Origin of the sequence: Cuniculiplasma divulgatum, assembly GCA_031200235.1 — an archaeon.
Taxonomy (GTDB): domain Archaea; phylum Thermoplasmatota; class Thermoplasmata; order Thermoplasmatales; family Thermoplasmataceae; genus UBA509.
Genome location: CP133595.1, coordinates 1,385,341 through 1,403,128 on the forward strand (window position 1 = coordinate 1,385,341; position 17,788 = coordinate 1,403,128).

Consider the following 17,788-nt stretch of genomic DNA (forward strand, 5'->3'; position numbering starts at 1 on the left):
AACCATAATTTTTCCAGGAATATTTCACTCATATTTTTGCCAATATTTATAAGCAAAATCCATATTCACGAAGGCATCGATGTCAAGGGCCCGTAGCTCAGCTAGGTAGAGCATCTGGCTTTTAACCAGGTGGTCGGGGGTTCGAACCCCCCCGGGCCCGTAAATGGGGTGAAAAGGAATGGGAAAATTCAATGTGCTGCAGCACGATCTGGTACCGGAACACCATGTGGTTCCAAAGAGTGAAGAAGATAAGGTTTTAAAGGAGTTAGAAATAGCTAAGGACCTATTACCAAAAATAAGCAGGAGTGATCCCGCAATAAAGGCACTGGAAGAGATTCATGGACCGCTCGACACCGGTACGATTATCAGAATCGTCAGAAGAAGTCCCACCATGGGATACTCTACTTATTATAGGGTCATTACCAGCGAGGTTTTTAAATGAAGGAATTGGTTGAATATTTTTTCAAGAATGAAAGTGTCGTAAGCCATCTGATCGAATCATACAACAATTTTATTGCTACAGTGGGAAACCCGGATAGCATAATGCAGCAGATAGTTGATGAGACAAAGGTCTCTGACGACGACGAACCCGGAGTTATGGTTCTTGACCAGAGCAAGACCGGTGGTCGTGAAATTAAGGTATACTTCGGGAGACTTCGGGAAAAGGGAAGATATGTTGGTGAACCCACCATCTGGGCTGATAAGCCTGAAATAAAGGAAGCCTCGGGTGCGTCAAACCAGATTACGCCCACAGAGGCAAGACTCAGGGACCTCAATTACATGGCACCGATAACCCTCAGGGTAAGAGTCGTTGAGGACGGTGTTGAGAGGGAGCCGGAGAACATCAAGATCGGCGATATTCCAGTTATGGTGAGGTCAAGGGTGTGTACCCTTACAGGAAACAATCTGGACCAGTACATTGAGAAAAACAACGGTCCAGTTGAGGCCACAAGGCGTGAAAAGCTTCAGTATGTTGGTGAAGATCCGGATGACTCCGGCGGTTACTTTATTATCGGAGGATCAGAGAGGGTTATAGTTTCCCTTGAAGATCTGGCACCAAACAAAATACTGGTGGAATACGAGGACAAGTACGAGGCAAAAGTCGAAGTGGCAAAGGTATTCTCGCAGAAATCAGGCTTCAGGGCACTGACCTCAATGGAAAGAGGCAACGACGGCATTATTAGTGTTTCCATTCCCAGCGTTGCTGGCGCCATACCCCTTGTGATTCTGATGAAAGCACTGGGCATGGAGAAAGATGTTGACGTTCACAGCGCAATAGCCTCGGCACAGGCAATGGAGCCAATAATATATGCAAATCTTGAGGAGGCAAGAAACCCCAAGATTTTCCCACCCAATGGAGTGAACAACAACGAGGATGCCATAGCATACCTGGAAAAGAGGTTTGCAGCTGGCCAGGCAAAGGAATTCAGGGAAAAGAAAGTATCCCAGATGCTTGACAGGTCTCTTCTCCCTCATCTGGGGGATTCTCCTGAAGACAGGATGAAGAAAGCCATATACCTTGGCAGAATGGCAAGGTCTCTTCTGGAACTTCATCTGGGCATAAGAAAGGAAGACGACAAAGACCATCTTGCAAATAAGAGGGTTAAGCTGGCTGGAGATCTTCTGGATGAACTTTTCAGGAATGCATTCCAGGCTGTTATGAAGGATCTGAAGTACCAGCTTGAGAGAACCTACAACAGGAAGAAGGGAATTCGCCTGAAACCTGCTGTAAGGCAGGACCTCATGACGCAGAAGATACTTCACGCAATGGCCACAGGAAACTGGATTGGCGGAAGAACCGGGGTATCACAGCTGCTGGACAGGGTTTCGAATGTCAGCACAATAAGTCACATGAGAAGGATAATATCACCTCTCACAAGGTCACAACCTCACTTCGAAGCCAGGGACCTTCACCCCACACAGTGGGGGAGGATATGTCCAAACGAGACGCCAGAGGGGCAGAACTGTGGTCTGGTGAAGAATGCTGCGCTCATAATCAACGTGACCGAGGGTATTGACCCCACAATAGTCATGGAAACGCTCAGGGGCATGGAAGTCCAGGATGTGGAAGGCGAGAATCCAGATGCCGGAAGGGTCTACCTGAACGGTGACCTTATTGGATATCACATGAATCCTGAGGAACTCACCCAGAAGATCAGGGAGGAGAGAAGAAGAGGTAAACTCTCCAATGAGGTTAACGTCAGATACGATGGATCAACAAGAGAAGTCATCATTAACTGTGATCGTGGAAGAATAAGGCGCCCTCTTCTTGTTTTGAAGAACGGTAACACCGTGATCAACACTGATATGCTCAACAAGCTGAACGATGGCGAATTTGCCGTGGAGGATCTTATCAGGCGCGGAGCCCTTGAGTTCGTGGATGCAGAAGAGGAGGAGAATCTGTACATAGCAGTCTATGCATATGATTTCCCAGAAAGATGCCCCCGCTGCAATGCATACCTTTACAGGAGCAAGCTCACATGGGTTAACCCAGGTGAAGGTTCAGAACCTGATTCACCTGTAATATTGAGATGTGATCAGTGCGGAAACACTTTTGAATCTCATAAAATCCTCACCGAGGACCACACTCACCTGGAGGTTGACCCATCGCTGATTCTTGGTGTCACTGCTTCCGTTACTCCTTATCCGGAGCACAATTCATCTCCAAGGATCACAATGGCTGCAGCCATGACCAAGCAGTCCATCGGGCTTGCCTCAACGAACTTCAGAATAAGGACGGACACGAGGGGCCATGTGCTGCACTATCCTCAGATTCCCCTTGTGAAGACAAAGATAATGGATTTCATAAAATACGACAAGAGGCCTGCTGGACAGAATTTTGTGGTAGCAATCATGTCGTATCAGGGATACAACATTCAGGACGCACTTGTATTCAACAAGGCTGCCGTGGAAAGAGGACTGGGCAGGAGCACATTCTTCAGGACGTACAGCGCAGAGGAGCGCCGTTATCCGGGAGGCCAGGAGGACAAGTTCGAAATTCCGACCCATGATGTCCTTGGCGCCAGAGCTGAGGAGTTTTACCGGAACCTGGATGAGAATGGAATAATATATCCTGAATCCTATGTTGAGGGTTCAGAGGTGCTTGTAGGCAAGACATCCCCGCCAAGATTCCTGGAAGAGGGTGGAGACAAGCTCGGACCACAGAGACGCAGGGAATCATCCATAACCATGAGGCCCAATGAGAAAGGCTTCGTGGACAATGTCATTCTTACGGTTTCAGAAAGCAACAGCAGGGTCGTGAAGATCAGGGTCAGGAGTGAAAGGATACCTGAACTTGGTGACAAGTTCGCATCCAGGCACGGGCAGAAAGGTGTCATCGGTGCAGTGGTTCCGCAGGAGGACATGCCATTTACAGAAGACGGCATAATTCCCGACCTCATAATCAATCCACATGCCATCCCTTCAAGAATGACAGTGGGGCATATCCTTGAGATGATTGGAGGGAAGATTGCCTCAATGAAGGGAGAGATCATCGATGGTACCATATTCAGCGGAGAGCCCGAAAGGAGCCTGAGAGACGGTCTCATAAAATACGGCTTCAGGCAGTCGTCCAGCGAGGTCATGTACGATGGAATAACAGGACGCAAGTTTGACGCTGAAATCTTCACCGGGGTGATCTACTACCAGAAGCTGCATCACATGGTGGCAGGGAAGTTCCACGCCAGGTCAAGGGGACCTGTGCAGATACTCACCAGGCAGCCCACAGAAGGACGTTCCAGACAGGGAGGTCTTAGGTTCGGTGAAATGGAGAGAGATACATTGATAGCACATGGTGCAGCAATGGTCATAAAAGACAGGCTTCTGGACCAGAGCGATGGAACCATTCTCTATGTGTGTGGAAATCCCAAATGCGGCCACATTGCAATACTTGACAGAAAGAAGGGAATACCGCGCTGTCCAGTCTGTGGAAATACAGGAAATATACACCCGGTTGAAACAAGTTATGCCTTCAAGCTGATGAGGGACGAACTGAGCTCAATGGGTGTAATGATGAGATTAATATTGGGTGATTTGAAATGACCGGTGGAATATCAAAGAGAATTTACAAGATCCAGTTTGCACTCCTCTCGCCTGAGGAGATCAGGAAAATGTCGCAGGTGAAGGTGATTACGGCTGATACCTACGACGATGACGGATATCCAATAGAGCGCGGACTCATGGATCTCCACATGGGTGTTATCGAACCGGGATTGAAGTGCGCAACCTGCGGCGGTAAGGTTGACGAATGTCCGGGTCATTTCGGGCATATTGAACTCGCCATGCCTGTGGTTCACATAGGTTTCATAAAGGAGCTTAAGACACTGCTGGATGCAACCTGCAAAGCCTGTGGCAAGATAAAGCTCACAGATGATGAGATAAGGAGCTACAGGGAAAAGTTCGATCAGCTTTCCCTTTCAACATCGGACCCTGAAATCATTGGGCTGTTGTCAAAGAAGGTTACAGACGAAGCATCCCAGAGGATGGTTTGCCCACATTGTGGAACACAGCAGACAAAGATAATCCTGGACAAGCCCACAACATTCAGGGAAGAGGGAATAAAGGTCACTCCCAAGGAAATTAGGGAGAGAATGGAGAGAATTCCTGATGACCATCTGGTCTTCTTTGGCCTGAACTCCGAAGTGGCCCGCCCAGAATGGATGGTTCTGACCGTGCTTCCAGTACCACCAATAAATGTAAGGCCCTCCATAACTCTTGAGACAGGGGAGAGAAGCGAGGATGATCTCACACACAAGCTTGTGGATATAATAAGGATCAGCCAGAGACTCAGGGAAAGCAGGGACAACGGTTCACCGCAACTCATAATTGAGGATCTCTGGGACCTTCTCCAGTTCCACGTCACAACATATTTTGATAACCAGACAGCTGGGATTCCCCCTGCCAGGCACAGATCTGGAAGGGCCCTCAAGACTCTTGTTCAGAGACTCAAGGGGAAGGAGGGCAGATTCCGTTCCAACCTGTCAGGAAAGAGGGTCAATTTCTCTGCAAGAACGGTTATTTCACCGGAGCCATTCCTGTCCATAAATGAGGTAGGCGTTCCGGAGAAAGCCGCAAGGGAACTCACGGTTCCCGTAACTGTGAACGTGTTCAACGTTGAGAGCATAAGGGAATTCGTTAAGAGGGGCCCGGAACCTAGGGATGAGTTCGGGAAGTACCTCGCAGGCGTGAACTACATCATAAGGCCTGATGGAAGGAGGATCAAGCTCACAGCTCAGAATGCCGAAGAAAACAGCAAGAGAATTGAGCCCGGATGGGTTGTTGAAAGGCAGCTCACTGAGGGCGATATTGTCCTGTTCAACAGGCAGCCATCCCTGCACAGAATGTCCATGATGGGGCACACTGTGAGGATACTTGACGGGCAGACATTCAGGTTCAATCTTGCCGTATGCACCCCATACAACGCGGATTTCGATGGGGATGAGATGAATCTCCACATAATCCAGAAGGAAGAAGCCAGGGCTGAAGCAAGAATCATAATGAAGGTTCAGGAGCAGATCATGTCACCCAGATTCGGTGGACCAATTATTGGCGGAATACATGACCACATCACATCCCTTTTCCTCCTGACACACAACAATCCACTTATTCCTGAGGATGAGACAGTGCACATACTGAGTTATCTTGACATAGAATCAATGCCGGAACCTGTCATAAAGGAAGGCAAGAAGTTCTATGCAGGCAGGGATATCTTCTCACTCATTCTGCCAAAGGGGCTTAACCTGCAGTTCACAAGTAAGCTCTGCACAGGTGCCAAGGAGAAATGCGAATACGAAAATGATCCTGCGGACAAGCAGGTGTATATCGTCGACGGCAAGATGCTCCATGGAACAATAGATGAGGCGGCAATAGGGTCATTCTCGGGAGAAATCATAGACAAGATCTTCAGGAAATACGGGCCTGCGGAAACCGCAAGGTTCATCGACAGGATGACACGGCTTGCAGTTGGTTTCATCAGTGTCAGGGGTTTTTCCACGGGCATATCTGATTATGACATACCCGAAAGTGCAATATCAAGAATCGCCGAGATATCCGCCCAGGCAATCGACAGGGCAACCAAGCTCATAGAAACATACAGGCAGGGCCAGCTCCAGCCTGCACCAGGAAGGTCAGTGGAGGACACGCTTGAGATTGAAATTCTATCCACAACAGGTATGGTCAGGGATGAATCAGGAAAGATAGCAAGTGCATACCTTGGTCTCAACAACCCATCAGTCATAATGGCAAGATCTGGAGCAAGAGCAAAAATGCTGAATATTTCTGAGGTGGCAGGAATGGTGGGCCAGCAGTCCGTCAGAGGAGGAAGGCTCAACAGGGGATATTACGGGAGAACGCTTCCGCACTTCAAGGTGAACGATATCGGCGCTCTTGCCAGAGGGTTTGTCCAGTCCTCATACAAGGAGGGTCTGAACCCGCTGGAGTACTTCATGCACAGTATTGGAGGAAGGGAAGGTCTCGTGGATATTGCCGTGAGAACATCAAGGAGCGGATACATGCAGAGAAGGCTCATAAACGCATTCGAGGACCTCAAGGTGGACAATGATCTCAGGGTCCAGGATACCATAGGGGCTGTCATTCAGTTCAAGTATGGAGAGGATGGAGTAGACCCAACAAGAAGCGATCGTGGAGAAACAGTGGATGTAGACTACAATGCATTCGACCTGGAACAGGAGGCTGAACAATGACGGTCATCCTTTTCAAGGACACAAAGAAGAACATGGAATTGCTCAAGAAGAAAGCTCCGTGCAAATATGCCGTGGATGCCGACATATCCGCAGACATCACTGATGCCTATATTACAACAGACAAGAAATTCTTCACATACCGCCTGAGACTCACGGGAATCCAGGAATATAAGCCATCCGATGAGATAATACTGAAGAACAAGAATGAGATGAGGACAGTCTTTCTTGTGGATTCATGCCAGTTAATTGATCCCATGCCACTGTCGCAGTTCAGGAAGAAGGGTAAGAAGATACAGGAGTTTGCAGATTTTGACATTGTTGAGCTTCCAACCATAAAGATTGAAGAGAAGCCGGCATACCGGGACACCCTGCCCCAGGATGTCAGGGATATCCTTGAGGTGGCGTCCAAAAAGAAGATAGGCATTCCAGTATCAATTGCTGAGAAACTGGTGAAATACAGGAAAGATCTTTCGCCTGAGAAATTTGAAGAGCTCGTGGACAGGATTGGCGATGACCTCAAGAAGAAATCCATCGATCCACATGAAGCAGTAGGAATCATAGCTGCACAGAGTATCGGGGAACCGGGCACACAGATGACCATGAGAACTTTCCACTTTGCGGGTGTCAGGGAAATGAACGTTACTCTGGGGCTTCCAAGGCTCATAGAGATAGTGGATGCAAGGAGAATTCCAAGCACACCCAGCATGACAGTTTACCTCAAGCCGGAATTCGAGGAAAATGAGGAAGTCGTAATGAAGGTTGTCAAGGAGCTTGAAAACACCACAATTCTTGACGTTGCTTCAATAATCACAGATATCCAGCAGATGACACTCGCAATAAAACCGGAACCTTCCAGGATGAAGGAACGGCTTGTGAACACTCAGGATCTCATCGATGCCCTGGCAAAGATGAAGGGCATAACCATCATGAATCAGGATGACAGTGAAATCATACTCAAGCCCCAGCAGGAATCCTACAAGCGGCTCTACCAGGTCCAAGAAATACTCAAGACGACAACCATAAAGGGTATACAGGGAATCAAGAGGGCAATAGCAAGGATCGATCCACCCACAAAGAAATGGATTCTCTATACACAGGGATCAAACCTCAGGGAGGTTCTTGAGGTTGACGAGGTTGATGCCAACAGGACCTACACAAACGATATCATAGAGATAAGCACAGTTCTTGGCGTGGAAGCAGCCAGAAACGCCATATTCAATGAGGCACTGAGGACGCTGAGCGAGCAGGGTCTCGAAGTCGACAAGAGGCATCTGATGCTGGTTGCAGACATGATGACCTTTGGAGGTTCAGTGAGAGCGGTTGGAAGGCAGGGTATATCGGGAAGGAAGAGCAGCGTGCTGGCCAGAGCGGCATTTGAAATAACAACAAAGCATCTTCTGCGCGCTGGCCTTCTTGGAGAAGTCGATCCGCTTACGGGAGTGGCAGAGAATATCATAGTTGGACAGCCCATAACGCTTGGAACCGGTGCAGTGAATCTAGTCTACCGCCCATCAGGAAAGTCACAATGAAGGGAACTTTTTATAATAAACTTTTATTTTCCCTTATAATTCAAGGTCTGTTGAATCTGGAACAGTGTTGAAATGAAAGAAGTCACAATCGACAACAATATAATGAGATATATTGCCCTCTTTGAGAAAGTTGGCCATGTTGAGCTGCGGGAATGCATGGAAAACGAGGACATGGTTCTCTTCATCGTGGGAGAGCGTAAACTATCCGAATTATTCAAGAGGAACCCCAACATAATCACGGAACTCAGGGAGCACATCAACAAGCATATTCTGGTGGCTGAATCTTCCAGGGATCTGGTAACCTTCGTTAAGAACATTTTTTACCGGTTCAAAGTCAGGGAGGTTATCGTTGACTGGAAGGAGGGCCAGACCGATATCCTTGTTTCTGTGGAGCAGGGAGAGGTCGGCAAGGCCATCGGGAAGGAAGGCCGCAACATAAAGCTCTTCAGGGATGCTGTGGCAAGATCATTCAACATCAAGAGCCTGAACATAAAGCAGTAGCGAAACAGAATTTCACACCTGCACTCATGGGGGTGTCCGGAACCCCTCGCCATGATTTTCCGGCACGGGAATGGTATGGTTTTCTTTTGCCGGAACAGTTAATGGATTTATTCAGCATGGTTTTTGATAATTACGCAGGTCAGAGGCCGTCAATCAGGGAACATGCGTGAAAAGCCAGCGGATAAAGATAGTACTCTTCCATACTGGAATGCCTCTCCATGAATGTGGACAGGTTTTCAAGCACCAGCTGTACAGTCCCCTCTTCCCTTTCCATTTCGCCAAGGATATCCTTGATTTTACGGTGCTCCCTTAACATAACTGGTTCCTCGGTCCTGAACTCATCTGCTTTTGCCTTGAGGAAATCAATGTCCGGTAGGTTCTCGTGGGCGGTGAAGGCCCTGAAGAATCCCAGCACGGGAACCATGGTTTCCTCCTCCCTGTCAGCATGCCCTGAAAATATTGATGTGACTTCCTTCAGTGGGCCAAGGTTCAGAGGGCTCTCCTGCGTGGCCGTGAAGAGCAGCGTGAGAAGCTGGCTGTGCTCCAGCGTAACCGGTTCATCCATGGTGTCACCATGCCTGTCAGGTAATTTAACATATGTGGGTGGAAAAGCCCACTCTAACAGAACATGGGATGAAGGCCAGTGAAACTTTCTCATATCTCCCAGCAAGTTGCAATGTCCGCTGGCGAAGGCGAGGCATAATATACGGCCAGTTTACTCTGGTATTCAGCAATCCGGATCCTGTCAGCCGGTGATAAATTCAGGGCTGTAGCATGTTTATATGAGTGTATAACATATACTCAATCCCATATGGATCCAAATCAAAATCAACAGAACCTTGACGAGTCAGATCTGACTACACGAACAATTCTTCCCAACAAGAAGAGGGGAGAGATGTTCGGCATAGTCGAAAAACTGTCTGGCGCTTCAAGGCTCAATGTAATGTGCGAAGACGGTTTCACCAGAAGTTCCAGAATTCCTGGAAAGATGAAAAAGAGGATGTGGATAAGGGAAGGCGATCTCGTTATTGTGAAACCCTGGCCGTTCCAGAACGAAAAGGCAGATGTCGTATACAGATATACACAGACTCAGGCAAATTATCTAAGCAGGAACAGGTTGCTTCCAGACGTGATAAATATTTTCAAGTAGGCCATTATGCCTGAAGAATCGGCCCTTGATCAGCTCCTGAAATCAGGTGAATTTCTTCATCATCTGGACATGGACCGCAAGACTGCCGATCTTGTTTTTGACAGGAGGACAATTAAGGCGCTTTACGAATTCATGAGCAGCCAGCACATAGATTATGTGGATTTTCCTATTTCAGCCGGTAAGGAATCTGTTGTCTTCAAGGTCATAAAGGACAAGAAGCCGCTGGTTCTGAAAATTTACAAGCTTTCCACGCTTCGGTTTTCCACAATCTGGAAATATATCGAGGGCGATTACCGCTTTGCAAGGGAAAGGATAAACAGGTCAAACATTGTATACATCTGGGCCAAGAAGGAATACACCAACCTTCACGAATTGAGAAAGAACGGGATTCTCTGCCCCCGTCCTTACGATTTCCATAAGAATCTGCTCCTGATGTCATATATCGGGTCAAAGTCCACTCCTGCACCCAGGCTCAGGGATGCGGACTGCGATTTTGATAGTGCATACGGTGAGGTCCGGGGTTTCATGCGCACCATGTACCAGAAGGCAAAGCTGGTACACGCTGATCTCAGCGAATATAACATACTTTATCACAGAAAACATGCATACATTGTTGACGTCGGGCAGTCTGTGTCCAGGGAACATCCCGCCGCAGACTATTTCCTGGAAAGGGATTTGAGGAACATATCAGTATTCTTCACCAAGAAGGGCGTTGAAGCCCCATTCCAGGAACTGCTTGGATTCGTGAAGGGTGCTGATGCCGGCGAATAGGTTTATTTATGATGATTCATAAGGAAATGAGGTCTGCAGCATGGATGAAGTTACTGACGGAAATGTTTGGGAAATAAGGGTCCCCAGGGACAGGCTTGCAGTTCTTATAGGAAAGAACGGTGACACCAAGAGAGAACTGGAGGAGAAGGCAGAAATAGCCCTGGAAATAGATTCAAGGGAAGGGGACGTGACCGTCATCCAGAAGGGAGATCCACTCAAGGCAGCACTTTCCATCAGCGTGATTCAGGCCATTGCCAGGGGTTTCAGCCCACAGAAGGCATCATTTCTGTTCGAGGAGAATTCCCAGCTTATTGTCATCTCTCTGCGCGAATTTGCCAAACCAGGTTCTCACAGGATTTCTGAAATCAAGGGCAGGATCATAGGAACCGGCGGAAAGACCCGGAAAGTCATGGAAGAACTGACAAACACCAGCATATCGGTCTATGGTGACACCGTATCTGTTATTGGCGACTATGTGTCGGTGGAATACGCTCGCGAAGCCATAAACATGCTTATCAATGGCAGCAGGCAGAGAACAGTTTACACATACCTGGAAAAGAACGCAAAGAATCTGAGGCTCAAACGTATCGAAGAGACATTCGGGTAGCTGTATACCGGCAAATATTATATCCGGTCATCGGATAACCTGTGGAAGCGGGGTAGGGTAGTTAGGAGATCCCGACGGGCTCATAACCCGTAGATCAATGGTTCAAATCCATTCCCCGCTATTTTTCAAGGTATTTTTCTCTTATCTTGCACACGAGATCCTTAAGTACGGACTTCCCAACTGGATCGGCTGGTGTATATCCTGATTTATATATTGTGTCTGCAGTTGTTTTTCCAATGGCGAATATCCTCGTTCCAGTATTCATGATAGCGGAAACCACAGACCGATCCTTCAGTATTATTTCCGCCTCCTGCGATGACGTTATGATTATTCCGAGGCATCCGCCCAGAATATATTTTAAGAGGTTGGAAAGGTCAAGAGGCACACTGCGGTAAATTGTGAACAGTTTGAAATCATAGCCCTCCTTCAGCAGGAAATCCCGCACAACCATGTTTGACTGCTGACTTGACAGGAGCGCGATTCTGCGAGACTTCCAGTCATTGCGCCTGATCAGTTCCACGATCCCGCTGGAAGTCTGGTCATCAGGAATCAGGGAATCCAGGCCTATGGACCGCAGGGCGTCACCGGTGATCTTTCCGATGGAAATATATGTACGATCGGTGCCGAAGAAACCAATGTTGGATCTGATGGTGTCAGCGCCACGTGCACTGGTCACTATGACGATTTCAGGATTGAATGACCGGAATGTATCTGTGTTAAATGGCAGTTCTTCGAGCCGTGTGACCGGTACGTTTACTATTTCCATTCCGGGGCAATTTATATTTCCTGCGGCCTTGCCTTCAGGTCTTGTGACAATCAGTGTCTTTCCGGTCATGCCACTCCGTCCCGGCTGTAACCGAATTCAGGAGGAATCCGCGATCTGATACCAGAGGTGAATTCATCCACATCCTGCCTGCTTCTCACCGTGGAAGCAAAATCCCGGTATTCTCTGGTGTTCAGAGAATAAAGCCTGATGGTGAGTGTCCACACTGTTCCGGATCTGGTGCATATCATGCCTGCCGGCATGGAGCATCCCAGGTTCAGCCTGCGCATAGCTTCTCTCTCCATTTCCATTGCAAACTGTGTTTCCTGATTCTTCAGCCTTTCAACAGCGGAAAAAGCACTGCTTCCACGCATTCCCACCACTGCGATTATTCCCTGGTTGGCAGCAGGCATGAATGTTTCTGTCCCAAGCCGGTGGTATTCAGTCTCAATGCCGAGTCTGGTAATTCCAGCCTCTGCGAGGATTATTCCGTCGTAATTGCCATCCTTGTACTTCTGGATACGTGTGTCTATGTTTCCTCTTATGTTTTCTGCAACAAGGTCGGGTCTCACCATTGAAAGCTCCTTGATGCGCCTCAAACTTGATGTCCCTATGTGGGACCCGGCCGGGAGTTCCTCCAGAGGTTTCCCGGCTATTAGAACGTCATTGAAGTTTTCCCTGGGAAGTACGGATATGACCTGGAGCCCATCCGGAAGGTCAGATGGAAGATCCTTTGCACTGTGAACTGCCACATCAACTTCACCAGAAATGACCCGCCTGTTTATCTCCTCCACAAATATACCGGTTCCGGGTGCCCTGTAAAGCGGGGTGGTATTTTCCACATCACCCGATGAGTTAAATCTGTGTATGCTGGCATCAATGCCTGCGACAGTCAGCCTTTCAGCCACCATCTCCGCCTGCCTGACAGCAAGACGGCTTGGCCTTGTGCCTATTTTAATATGAGTCATGGCTACCGTATTGTCTTTCAAGTTAAAACTGTCACTCAGGGTGTTAATCAATGAAAAATCCCGGCATTGTTGTTAATAAATATCAATCTGAGGGAATCATAAGGAAACTTCTCTCCATGGATATTATTCGCAAGGATTTGAAAATAAGGCAGGACGGTGATCTGGTCATGATTCCGCTGAAGCAACACGCAGAATTCCAGGGGTATATGGCAGTGGAAATGGATTTCGAGTCCAGAGCCATCCAGAAACCGCCGGTAGAAACCATAAAAAAAATTTCCGGTGTCAAATCAAAGATGTCTGTGATACCGGACAGATGGATACGACTGGGGGATGCGCTGATCATCAAGGAGTCCAGAAAACCATCCCGCAGTGTGCTCCAGTCCATTGCACAGGTTCTGGGCGTGAAATCCATATATATTGACCGTGGCAGGATACAGGGAAACATCAGGCATCCGGAAATGGAAATTGTGTACGGGGTACCGGGAACTGTTATTCATCTGGAAAATGGAATCCGATACTCAATGGATCCATCCAGGGTAATGTTCTCTCCCGGAAATGTCAATGAGAGGATACAGCATGGAAAAATGACACTTGACGGGGCCACTGTTCTGGACATGTTTGCCGGAATCGGCTATTTTTCTCTTCCTCTGGCAAAATATACGCACCTTTCAAAGATCTATTCAGTTGAGATAAATCCAGAATCATATGGCTTCCTGAAGAGTAATGTGGCGATCAACAGGCTTCAGGACAGGGTGATACCGATTCTGGGAGACTGCAGGGACGTTTCACCTGCAATGCGGTTTGATTACATAGTAATGGGGCACTTCAGCTCACTGGAATTCATTTCTGCGGCTTTGATGCGATCCGGACCTGGAACGATTCTCAACTTTCACCTGCTGGTGCCCACCCATGAACTTTCAGCATACTGGCACGAGATTATCGTTCTTGCCAGGCGGCTGGGTTATATCCTGGATTTCATTGAACAGAGGAAAGTAAAGTCTTACGGACCACATCTCTGGCATATGTCACTGGATATGGTGGTTTCAAGGGGTCTGTTGCAATAGATCCGTGAAACATCGCCAAAATCCATAAATAATCTGTCTGACTACTATATTAAGTATAATGAGAAGGAACTATCATAAACCGAACTATAATTCTAGAAATGGTATGCAAAAAAGGTCCAATATGCCAAAGGATACTGGACCGAAAAAGTCACGAAGGCTTGACATGCGGAAAACCGAGGAATTCAACTTCATGCTTGGAAAGATTGTGGAAGAACTTCCCGACAGCGTGAGAGGCGCAGTTAAGGGCAGTCTTTATTCCATTGCTTCAAAAAAAGGCACCAGAGAGGCCAGGGACTATATTGTTAAAATTAGGACCGATGGTCTCATAGACGATGATATGCAGAAGAGACTTCTAGATCTTCTGGCGGACTACAGCAAGTTCAGGTGAGTCCAGGGGATCACTTTTCCCTCCATCTGGTCAGGTATCTTGCCAGAGAGAAATATGCCACTGTTTCCGCAAGCATCACAGGTATTTCCATTGCCATGAGCGGCGAAAGGCCGAAGGCACCCTGAGTCAGGACTGCGGCTGGCGTTACGGGAGAGACGGATAAGGCGTAAATGGCTATTTTCGGTATGAATGTATATGGATAGAACGTGGGAGGAAGAACCGTCATCACAACGGACATTATGCCTGCTATACCCCACACATTCCTGACATGTTTTATGCTGCTTGACACAATGAATGATATGGACGATGTGGAAACAACAAGCAGTGCAAGTATCCCGGCAAGTGCCAGCACATCAGTAAGCGTGAAGACATTCTCGAAGTATCCCAGGATGGAATAGAGAACAATTCCCGGCAGGGAAAACATGAGGTAGCTCAGGGTTAGGCCAAGCATATAGTCTGAAGGATTCACACGGCTGGCCACATACAGATCCTGCATCCTGAGTTGAAGCCTCATGAAAGCCGCATCACCTGCACTGGAAAGTGCTACTGATGCCACAAGTCCTATGAAGCCACCCACAATGGCGTATTTGACCAGTGTTCCGCGGGAGATTATAAAAACAATGAAAAGGAGGGTCAGAGGTGAACTGAGGGAAGCGATGATATACGAAGGCCCCCTTCCCACGGTTCTCAATCCGTAGTACCACGCCAGCAGAAACGTGAATTTAAGATTCAATGCTAACACCCCTGCTTATGAAAATATCCTCCAGAGTGATGGGCCTGATTGCGAATCCCATATCTATGTATCTGTCTGCCATCTCCCTTTTCACGTACTTTATGGACAGGGAGCCTATGTGTATGCAGTCCTGGCACTGGCCGTTGATCTCCACTCTTATCTTGCCCCTGAATCGGGACAGCAAATCCGCTGGGGTACCCTGTTCCAGAGAACGTCCATGGTCAACAAGTATCACTTCATTGGAAAGCTGCTCAGCCTCCTCCATATAATGTGTGGTCAGTATGACCGTGGAACCGATACGACGAATGGCTGACCATACCTCAAGTCTGGATATGGGATCAAGCCCGGTTGTAGGCTCATCAAGGAACACCACTTCGGCGTTTGCGGCAAGGGCCATGGCCACAAACATCTTCCGTTTCATCCCTCCTGAAAGTGTGTCCGTGGGATAGTGCTTCGCCTCCCGCAGATCCAGCTCATCCAGTGCCATGGAAGCCGACTGAGCAGCTTCCTTGAAGGACATTCCCCTGCCGACAAGATAGAGTTTCACCTGTTCAAATGCTGTGAGAATCCCGATAGGTGCGGCCTCCTGCGGAATGCTCACAATGCTCTTCCGGATAGAACCTGCTTCCGTGATCACATCCATTCCGTTAACCCTGGCAGTCCCGGAGGTGGGAAGCAACTGTGTTGAAAGTATTCGTATAAGGGTAGTCTTTCCGGCGCCGTTCCTGCCTATGATGGCCGTGACCTTCTCTGAGGCAGAGATATCAAGTTCCCTGAGAGCATAGTTGCCGTCAGAATATCGTTTTGTCAGTTTCTCTGTCTCAATCATACAGGGCAGAAATTTGACTCCATATTTAAACAAATCCTGAATAGCCCTTTCCGTAGACATTGCAGAAAGGAACAGTTGATCGCCTGATCCTGAATCATGACATGACGAAAAAATCAATAGGAAGCATAATCTGCCATTAAATGGACCACAATGACGTTGAAACCGATCTGAGGCAGAGGGTGCGGCGCTACATTGAAATTGAGGATGCTGCACTGGCAAAAATCACAATAGCCGTTCCGGACAATTCAATGCTGAAGGACTTCGCTGACAGCGCAATGACCATGATTCGGAGTTATTTCTCAGACGCGAAACACTTCTTGGAGAAGAATGATCCGATCAACGCATTTGCTGCACTAAATTATTCATATGGGTGGATTGACAGTCTTGTAAGGCTGGGTGTACTGGATGGGCACGATGATCACAGACTTTTCACACTTTACAGGTGAAGCAGCCGCTTTTTATCTGCAATTGAATTATGGTGCTTCTTCGTTCCGGACTCTGGGACATAAGTAGCCCTACCCATTCACAAGCATCAGGTTGTGCAGAAGTCCCTTGCAGAATCCTGAGGTCTCTATACGATCTTTTCTTCTCTGGAATATCATGTGCCCTGTCGATCTCTTGTCTGAGGAGAATCCTGCCTCGGAGTTGCTTCTTTTGAAGTATTCCCTCAGGTATGCTATGGGATCGTTCATGAACCTAAGGATCATATGCCTCCATGCCCATGGCCCCCTTATTCTGGAATTCTTCTTCGGTATGATGAATATCCTTGTGTTTTCAGAGAAGTCATCAAGTATGCTCTGTCCAGAATAGTATCTGTCCAGCCTGATGCTTTCCAGATCTATCCTCAGATTGGCGATCATGTCCAGGGCTTTCATGTATGCGTCCCTCTCCGATCTGAGGGAGACGGCATACCCAATGTACATCCTTGTACTGAGGTCCATCAGGGCGAATGAATAGACGAACTGCCCTTTCTTTACGGATTCTCCATGTTTCTCCCTCATTGATCGGTAATGCTTGGTTACAGTGAGGGAATAGCCTGTTCCATCGCCAGCAGCATCACATTTCCCGATCTCCTTTTTCCTCAGTGTTTCAATGAAGAGGTTGTTCAGTATCATGATAACAAGGGGATCTGAATAGAGCCTTTCAACGGTCTTGTATGAGATGATTCTGTCAATTCCAAACAGCGGCAGCCCATATGCCATTCTCCTGTTGCTTAGCTTCATTATCTCCTTTGTCAGGAGTATGAATGCTTTCTCCTTAGCGTTCAGTAAAGATGGCCTGCCATATTCATTTATGGCAATGGAGGATGCATGATCGATCATGGATCTGAGTTCCACTGACATTCCAAGAAGTCTTTTCCTGTATATTTCCTCATATTTCTTTGTATCTGAGATCACCGGCACTGAGAATTTCTGCCTGTACTCTTCTATCAGTGTGTTGATGTTATCCCTGAATGCCTCGTACTGATCCTGGGTGATCACGAAAGTATGATATATACCGAATATATATACATTTGTGAAGAAGGTTCAGGTTGTTGAGGCCAATGAGATTACTGTAAGAAACATTCAAGCCTATATGGAAAAAGTTGTGACAAAATTCGGATCAGGAGCAAAGGTGGATTGCCCCAAGGAATTCCTGGGAAAGAAGGCCTATCTCATAATTGAAAAAGACCAGGAGTGACGACTTCTGTCCCGAAGTCTTCGTTCCGATAACATATTTATAACCATACAGGATAAGGGAGCCATTCCACACTGAAAGTATCTTATTGTACTAAGCAATGTGGA

Annotated in this window: 18 protein-coding genes and 2 tRNA genes; 14 read left to right on the forward strand and 6 right to left on the reverse strand. The window is 47.6% G+C overall.

Annotated features, from left to right (window positions below):
- Nucleotides 1-86: 86 nt before the first annotated feature.
- The 6 genes from RE469_07305 to RE469_07330 all read left to right on the forward strand — a co-directional run bounded on the left by RE469_07305 (nt 87) and on the right by RE469_07330 (nt 8,731).
- Nucleotides 87-160: transfer RNA gene (locus tag RE469_07305), tRNA-Lys, on the forward strand.
- Between the two features lie 18 nt (nt 161-178).
- The gene (locus RE469_07310) at nt 179-442 is read left to right on the forward strand and encodes a DNA-directed RNA polymerase subunit H (protein WMT44008.1); all 264 of its coding nucleotides are present in this window, start codon (nt 179-181) and stop codon (nt 440-442) included.
- Nucleotides 439-4,041 (forward strand): DNA-directed RNA polymerase subunit B, encoded by a 3,603-nt coding sequence (locus RE469_07315; GenBank protein WMT44009.1) that lies wholly within the window; start codon nt 439-441, stop codon nt 4,039-4,041. The genes RE469_07310 and RE469_07315 overlap by 4 nt, the downstream gene beginning before the upstream one ends.
- A complete protein-coding gene (gene rpoA1, locus RE469_07320; GenBank protein WMT44010.1) occupies nt 4,038-6,701 on the forward strand; it encodes a DNA-directed RNA polymerase subunit A' in 2,664 nt (887 codons plus the stop codon). Before RE469_07315 ends, rpoA1 begins: the two co-directional genes overlap by 4 nt.
- Complete coding sequence (rpoA2, locus tag RE469_07325) at nt 6,698-8,230, forward strand: DNA-directed RNA polymerase subunit A'' (GenBank protein ID WMT44011.1); 1,533 nt, start codon at nt 6,698-6,700, stop codon at nt 8,228-8,230. Before rpoA1 ends, rpoA2 begins: the two co-directional genes overlap by 4 nt.
- A gap of 72 nt (nt 8,231-8,302) precedes the next feature.
- Nucleotides 8,303-8,731: a NusA-like transcription termination signal-binding factor gene (locus RE469_07330; protein WMT44012.1), complete on the forward strand. Its 429-nt coding sequence runs from the start codon at nt 8,303-8,305 to the stop codon at nt 8,729-8,731.
- Between the two features lie 139 nt (nt 8,732-8,870).
- On the opposite strand, the gene RE469_07335 is transcribed toward RE469_07330, so the two are convergent.
- Nucleotides 8,871-9,296, reverse strand: a complete 426-nt coding sequence (locus tag RE469_07335; GenBank protein WMT44013.1) for a hemerythrin domain-containing protein — start codon at nt 9,294-9,296, stop codon at nt 8,871-8,873.
- A gap of 246 nt (nt 9,297-9,542) precedes the next feature.
- Between RE469_07335 and eif1A the strand changes: the two genes are divergently transcribed.
- The 4 genes from eif1A to RE469_07355 all read left to right on the forward strand — a co-directional run bounded on the left by eif1A (nt 9,543) and on the right by RE469_07355 (nt 11,380).
- Complete coding sequence (eif1A, locus tag RE469_07340; protein ID WMT44014.1) at nt 9,543-9,881, forward strand: translation initiation factor eIF-1A; 339 nt, start codon at nt 9,543-9,545, stop codon at nt 9,879-9,881.
- Between the two features lie 6 nt (nt 9,882-9,887).
- Entirely contained in the window at nt 9,888-10,652 is a 765-nt protein-coding gene (locus tag RE469_07345) for a serine protein kinase RIO (GenBank protein ID WMT44015.1), read from the forward strand.
- Between the two features lie 40 nt (nt 10,653-10,692).
- Nucleotides 10,693-11,259, forward strand: a complete 567-nt coding sequence (locus tag RE469_07350) for a KH domain-containing protein (GenBank protein WMT44016.1) — start codon at nt 10,693-10,695, stop codon at nt 11,257-11,259.
- 46 nt (nt 11,260-11,305) lie between these two features.
- A tRNA-Met gene (locus RE469_07355) sits at nt 11,306-11,380 on the forward strand.
- Here RE469_07355 and RE469_07360 read toward each other — a convergent pair.
- Both RE469_07360 and hemC read right to left on the reverse strand, forming a co-directional pair.
- Complete coding sequence (locus tag RE469_07360) at nt 11,378-12,094, reverse strand: uroporphyrinogen-III synthase (protein WMT44017.1); 717 nt, start codon at nt 12,092-12,094, stop codon at nt 11,378-11,380. The two genes, RE469_07355 and RE469_07360, sit on opposite strands and share 3 nt — an antisense overlap.
- Nucleotides 12,091-12,990: a hydroxymethylbilane synthase gene (hemC, locus tag RE469_07365; GenBank protein ID WMT44018.1), complete on the reverse strand. Its 900-nt coding sequence runs from the start codon at nt 12,988-12,990 to the stop codon at nt 12,091-12,093. The genes RE469_07360 and hemC overlap by 4 nt, the downstream gene beginning before the upstream one ends.
- Nucleotides 12,991-13,040: 50 nt before the next feature.
- On the opposite strand from hemC, the gene RE469_07370 reads away from it, so the two are divergent.
- Together RE469_07370 and RE469_07375 are read left to right on the forward strand one after the other, a co-directional pair.
- Nucleotides 13,041-14,054, forward strand: a complete 1,014-nt coding sequence (locus RE469_07370) for a class I SAM-dependent methyltransferase family protein (protein WMT44019.1) — start codon at nt 13,041-13,043, stop codon at nt 14,052-14,054.
- 121 nt (nt 14,055-14,175) lie between these two features.
- On the forward strand, nt 14,176-14,442 hold the full coding sequence (locus tag RE469_07375; protein ID WMT44020.1) for a hypothetical protein: 267 nt from the start codon (nt 14,176-14,178) through the stop codon (nt 14,440-14,442).
- Nucleotides 14,443-14,452: 10 nt separating this feature from the next.
- Here the strand turns inward: RE469_07375 and RE469_07380 are convergent, their stop codons facing one another.
- Both RE469_07380 and RE469_07385 read right to left on the reverse strand, forming a co-directional pair.
- Complete coding sequence (locus tag RE469_07380) at nt 14,453-15,175, reverse strand: ABC transporter permease (protein WMT44021.1); 723 nt, start codon at nt 15,173-15,175, stop codon at nt 14,453-14,455.
- Complete coding sequence (locus RE469_07385) at nt 15,165-16,004, reverse strand: ABC transporter ATP-binding protein (GenBank protein WMT44022.1); 840 nt, start codon at nt 16,002-16,004, stop codon at nt 15,165-15,167. The genes RE469_07380 and RE469_07385 overlap by 11 nt, the downstream gene beginning before the upstream one ends.
- Nucleotides 16,005-16,144: 140 nt before the next feature.
- On the opposite strand from RE469_07385, the gene RE469_07390 reads away from it, so the two are divergent.
- Nucleotides 16,145-16,450 carry a DUF357 domain-containing protein gene (locus RE469_07390; GenBank protein ID WMT44023.1) on the forward strand — a complete coding sequence of 102 codons (306 nt, stop codon included), beginning with the start codon at nt 16,145-16,147 and terminating at the stop codon, nt 16,448-16,450.
- A gap of 69 nt (nt 16,451-16,519) precedes the next feature.
- Here the strand turns inward: RE469_07390 and RE469_07395 are convergent, their stop codons facing one another.
- The gene (locus RE469_07395; protein ID WMT45650.1) at nt 16,520-17,509 is read right to left on the reverse strand and encodes an ISNCY family transposase; all 990 of its coding nucleotides are present in this window, start codon (nt 17,507-17,509) and stop codon (nt 16,520-16,522) included.
- Between the two features lie 10 nt (nt 17,510-17,519).
- Here RE469_07395 and RE469_07400 point away from each other — a divergent pair, with 10 nt between their 5' ends.
- A complete protein-coding gene (locus tag RE469_07400; protein WMT44024.1) occupies nt 17,520-17,684 on the forward strand; it encodes a DUF2080 family transposase-associated protein in 165 nt (54 codons plus the stop codon).
- The last annotated feature ends 104 nt before the right edge of the window (nt 17,685-17,788 follow it).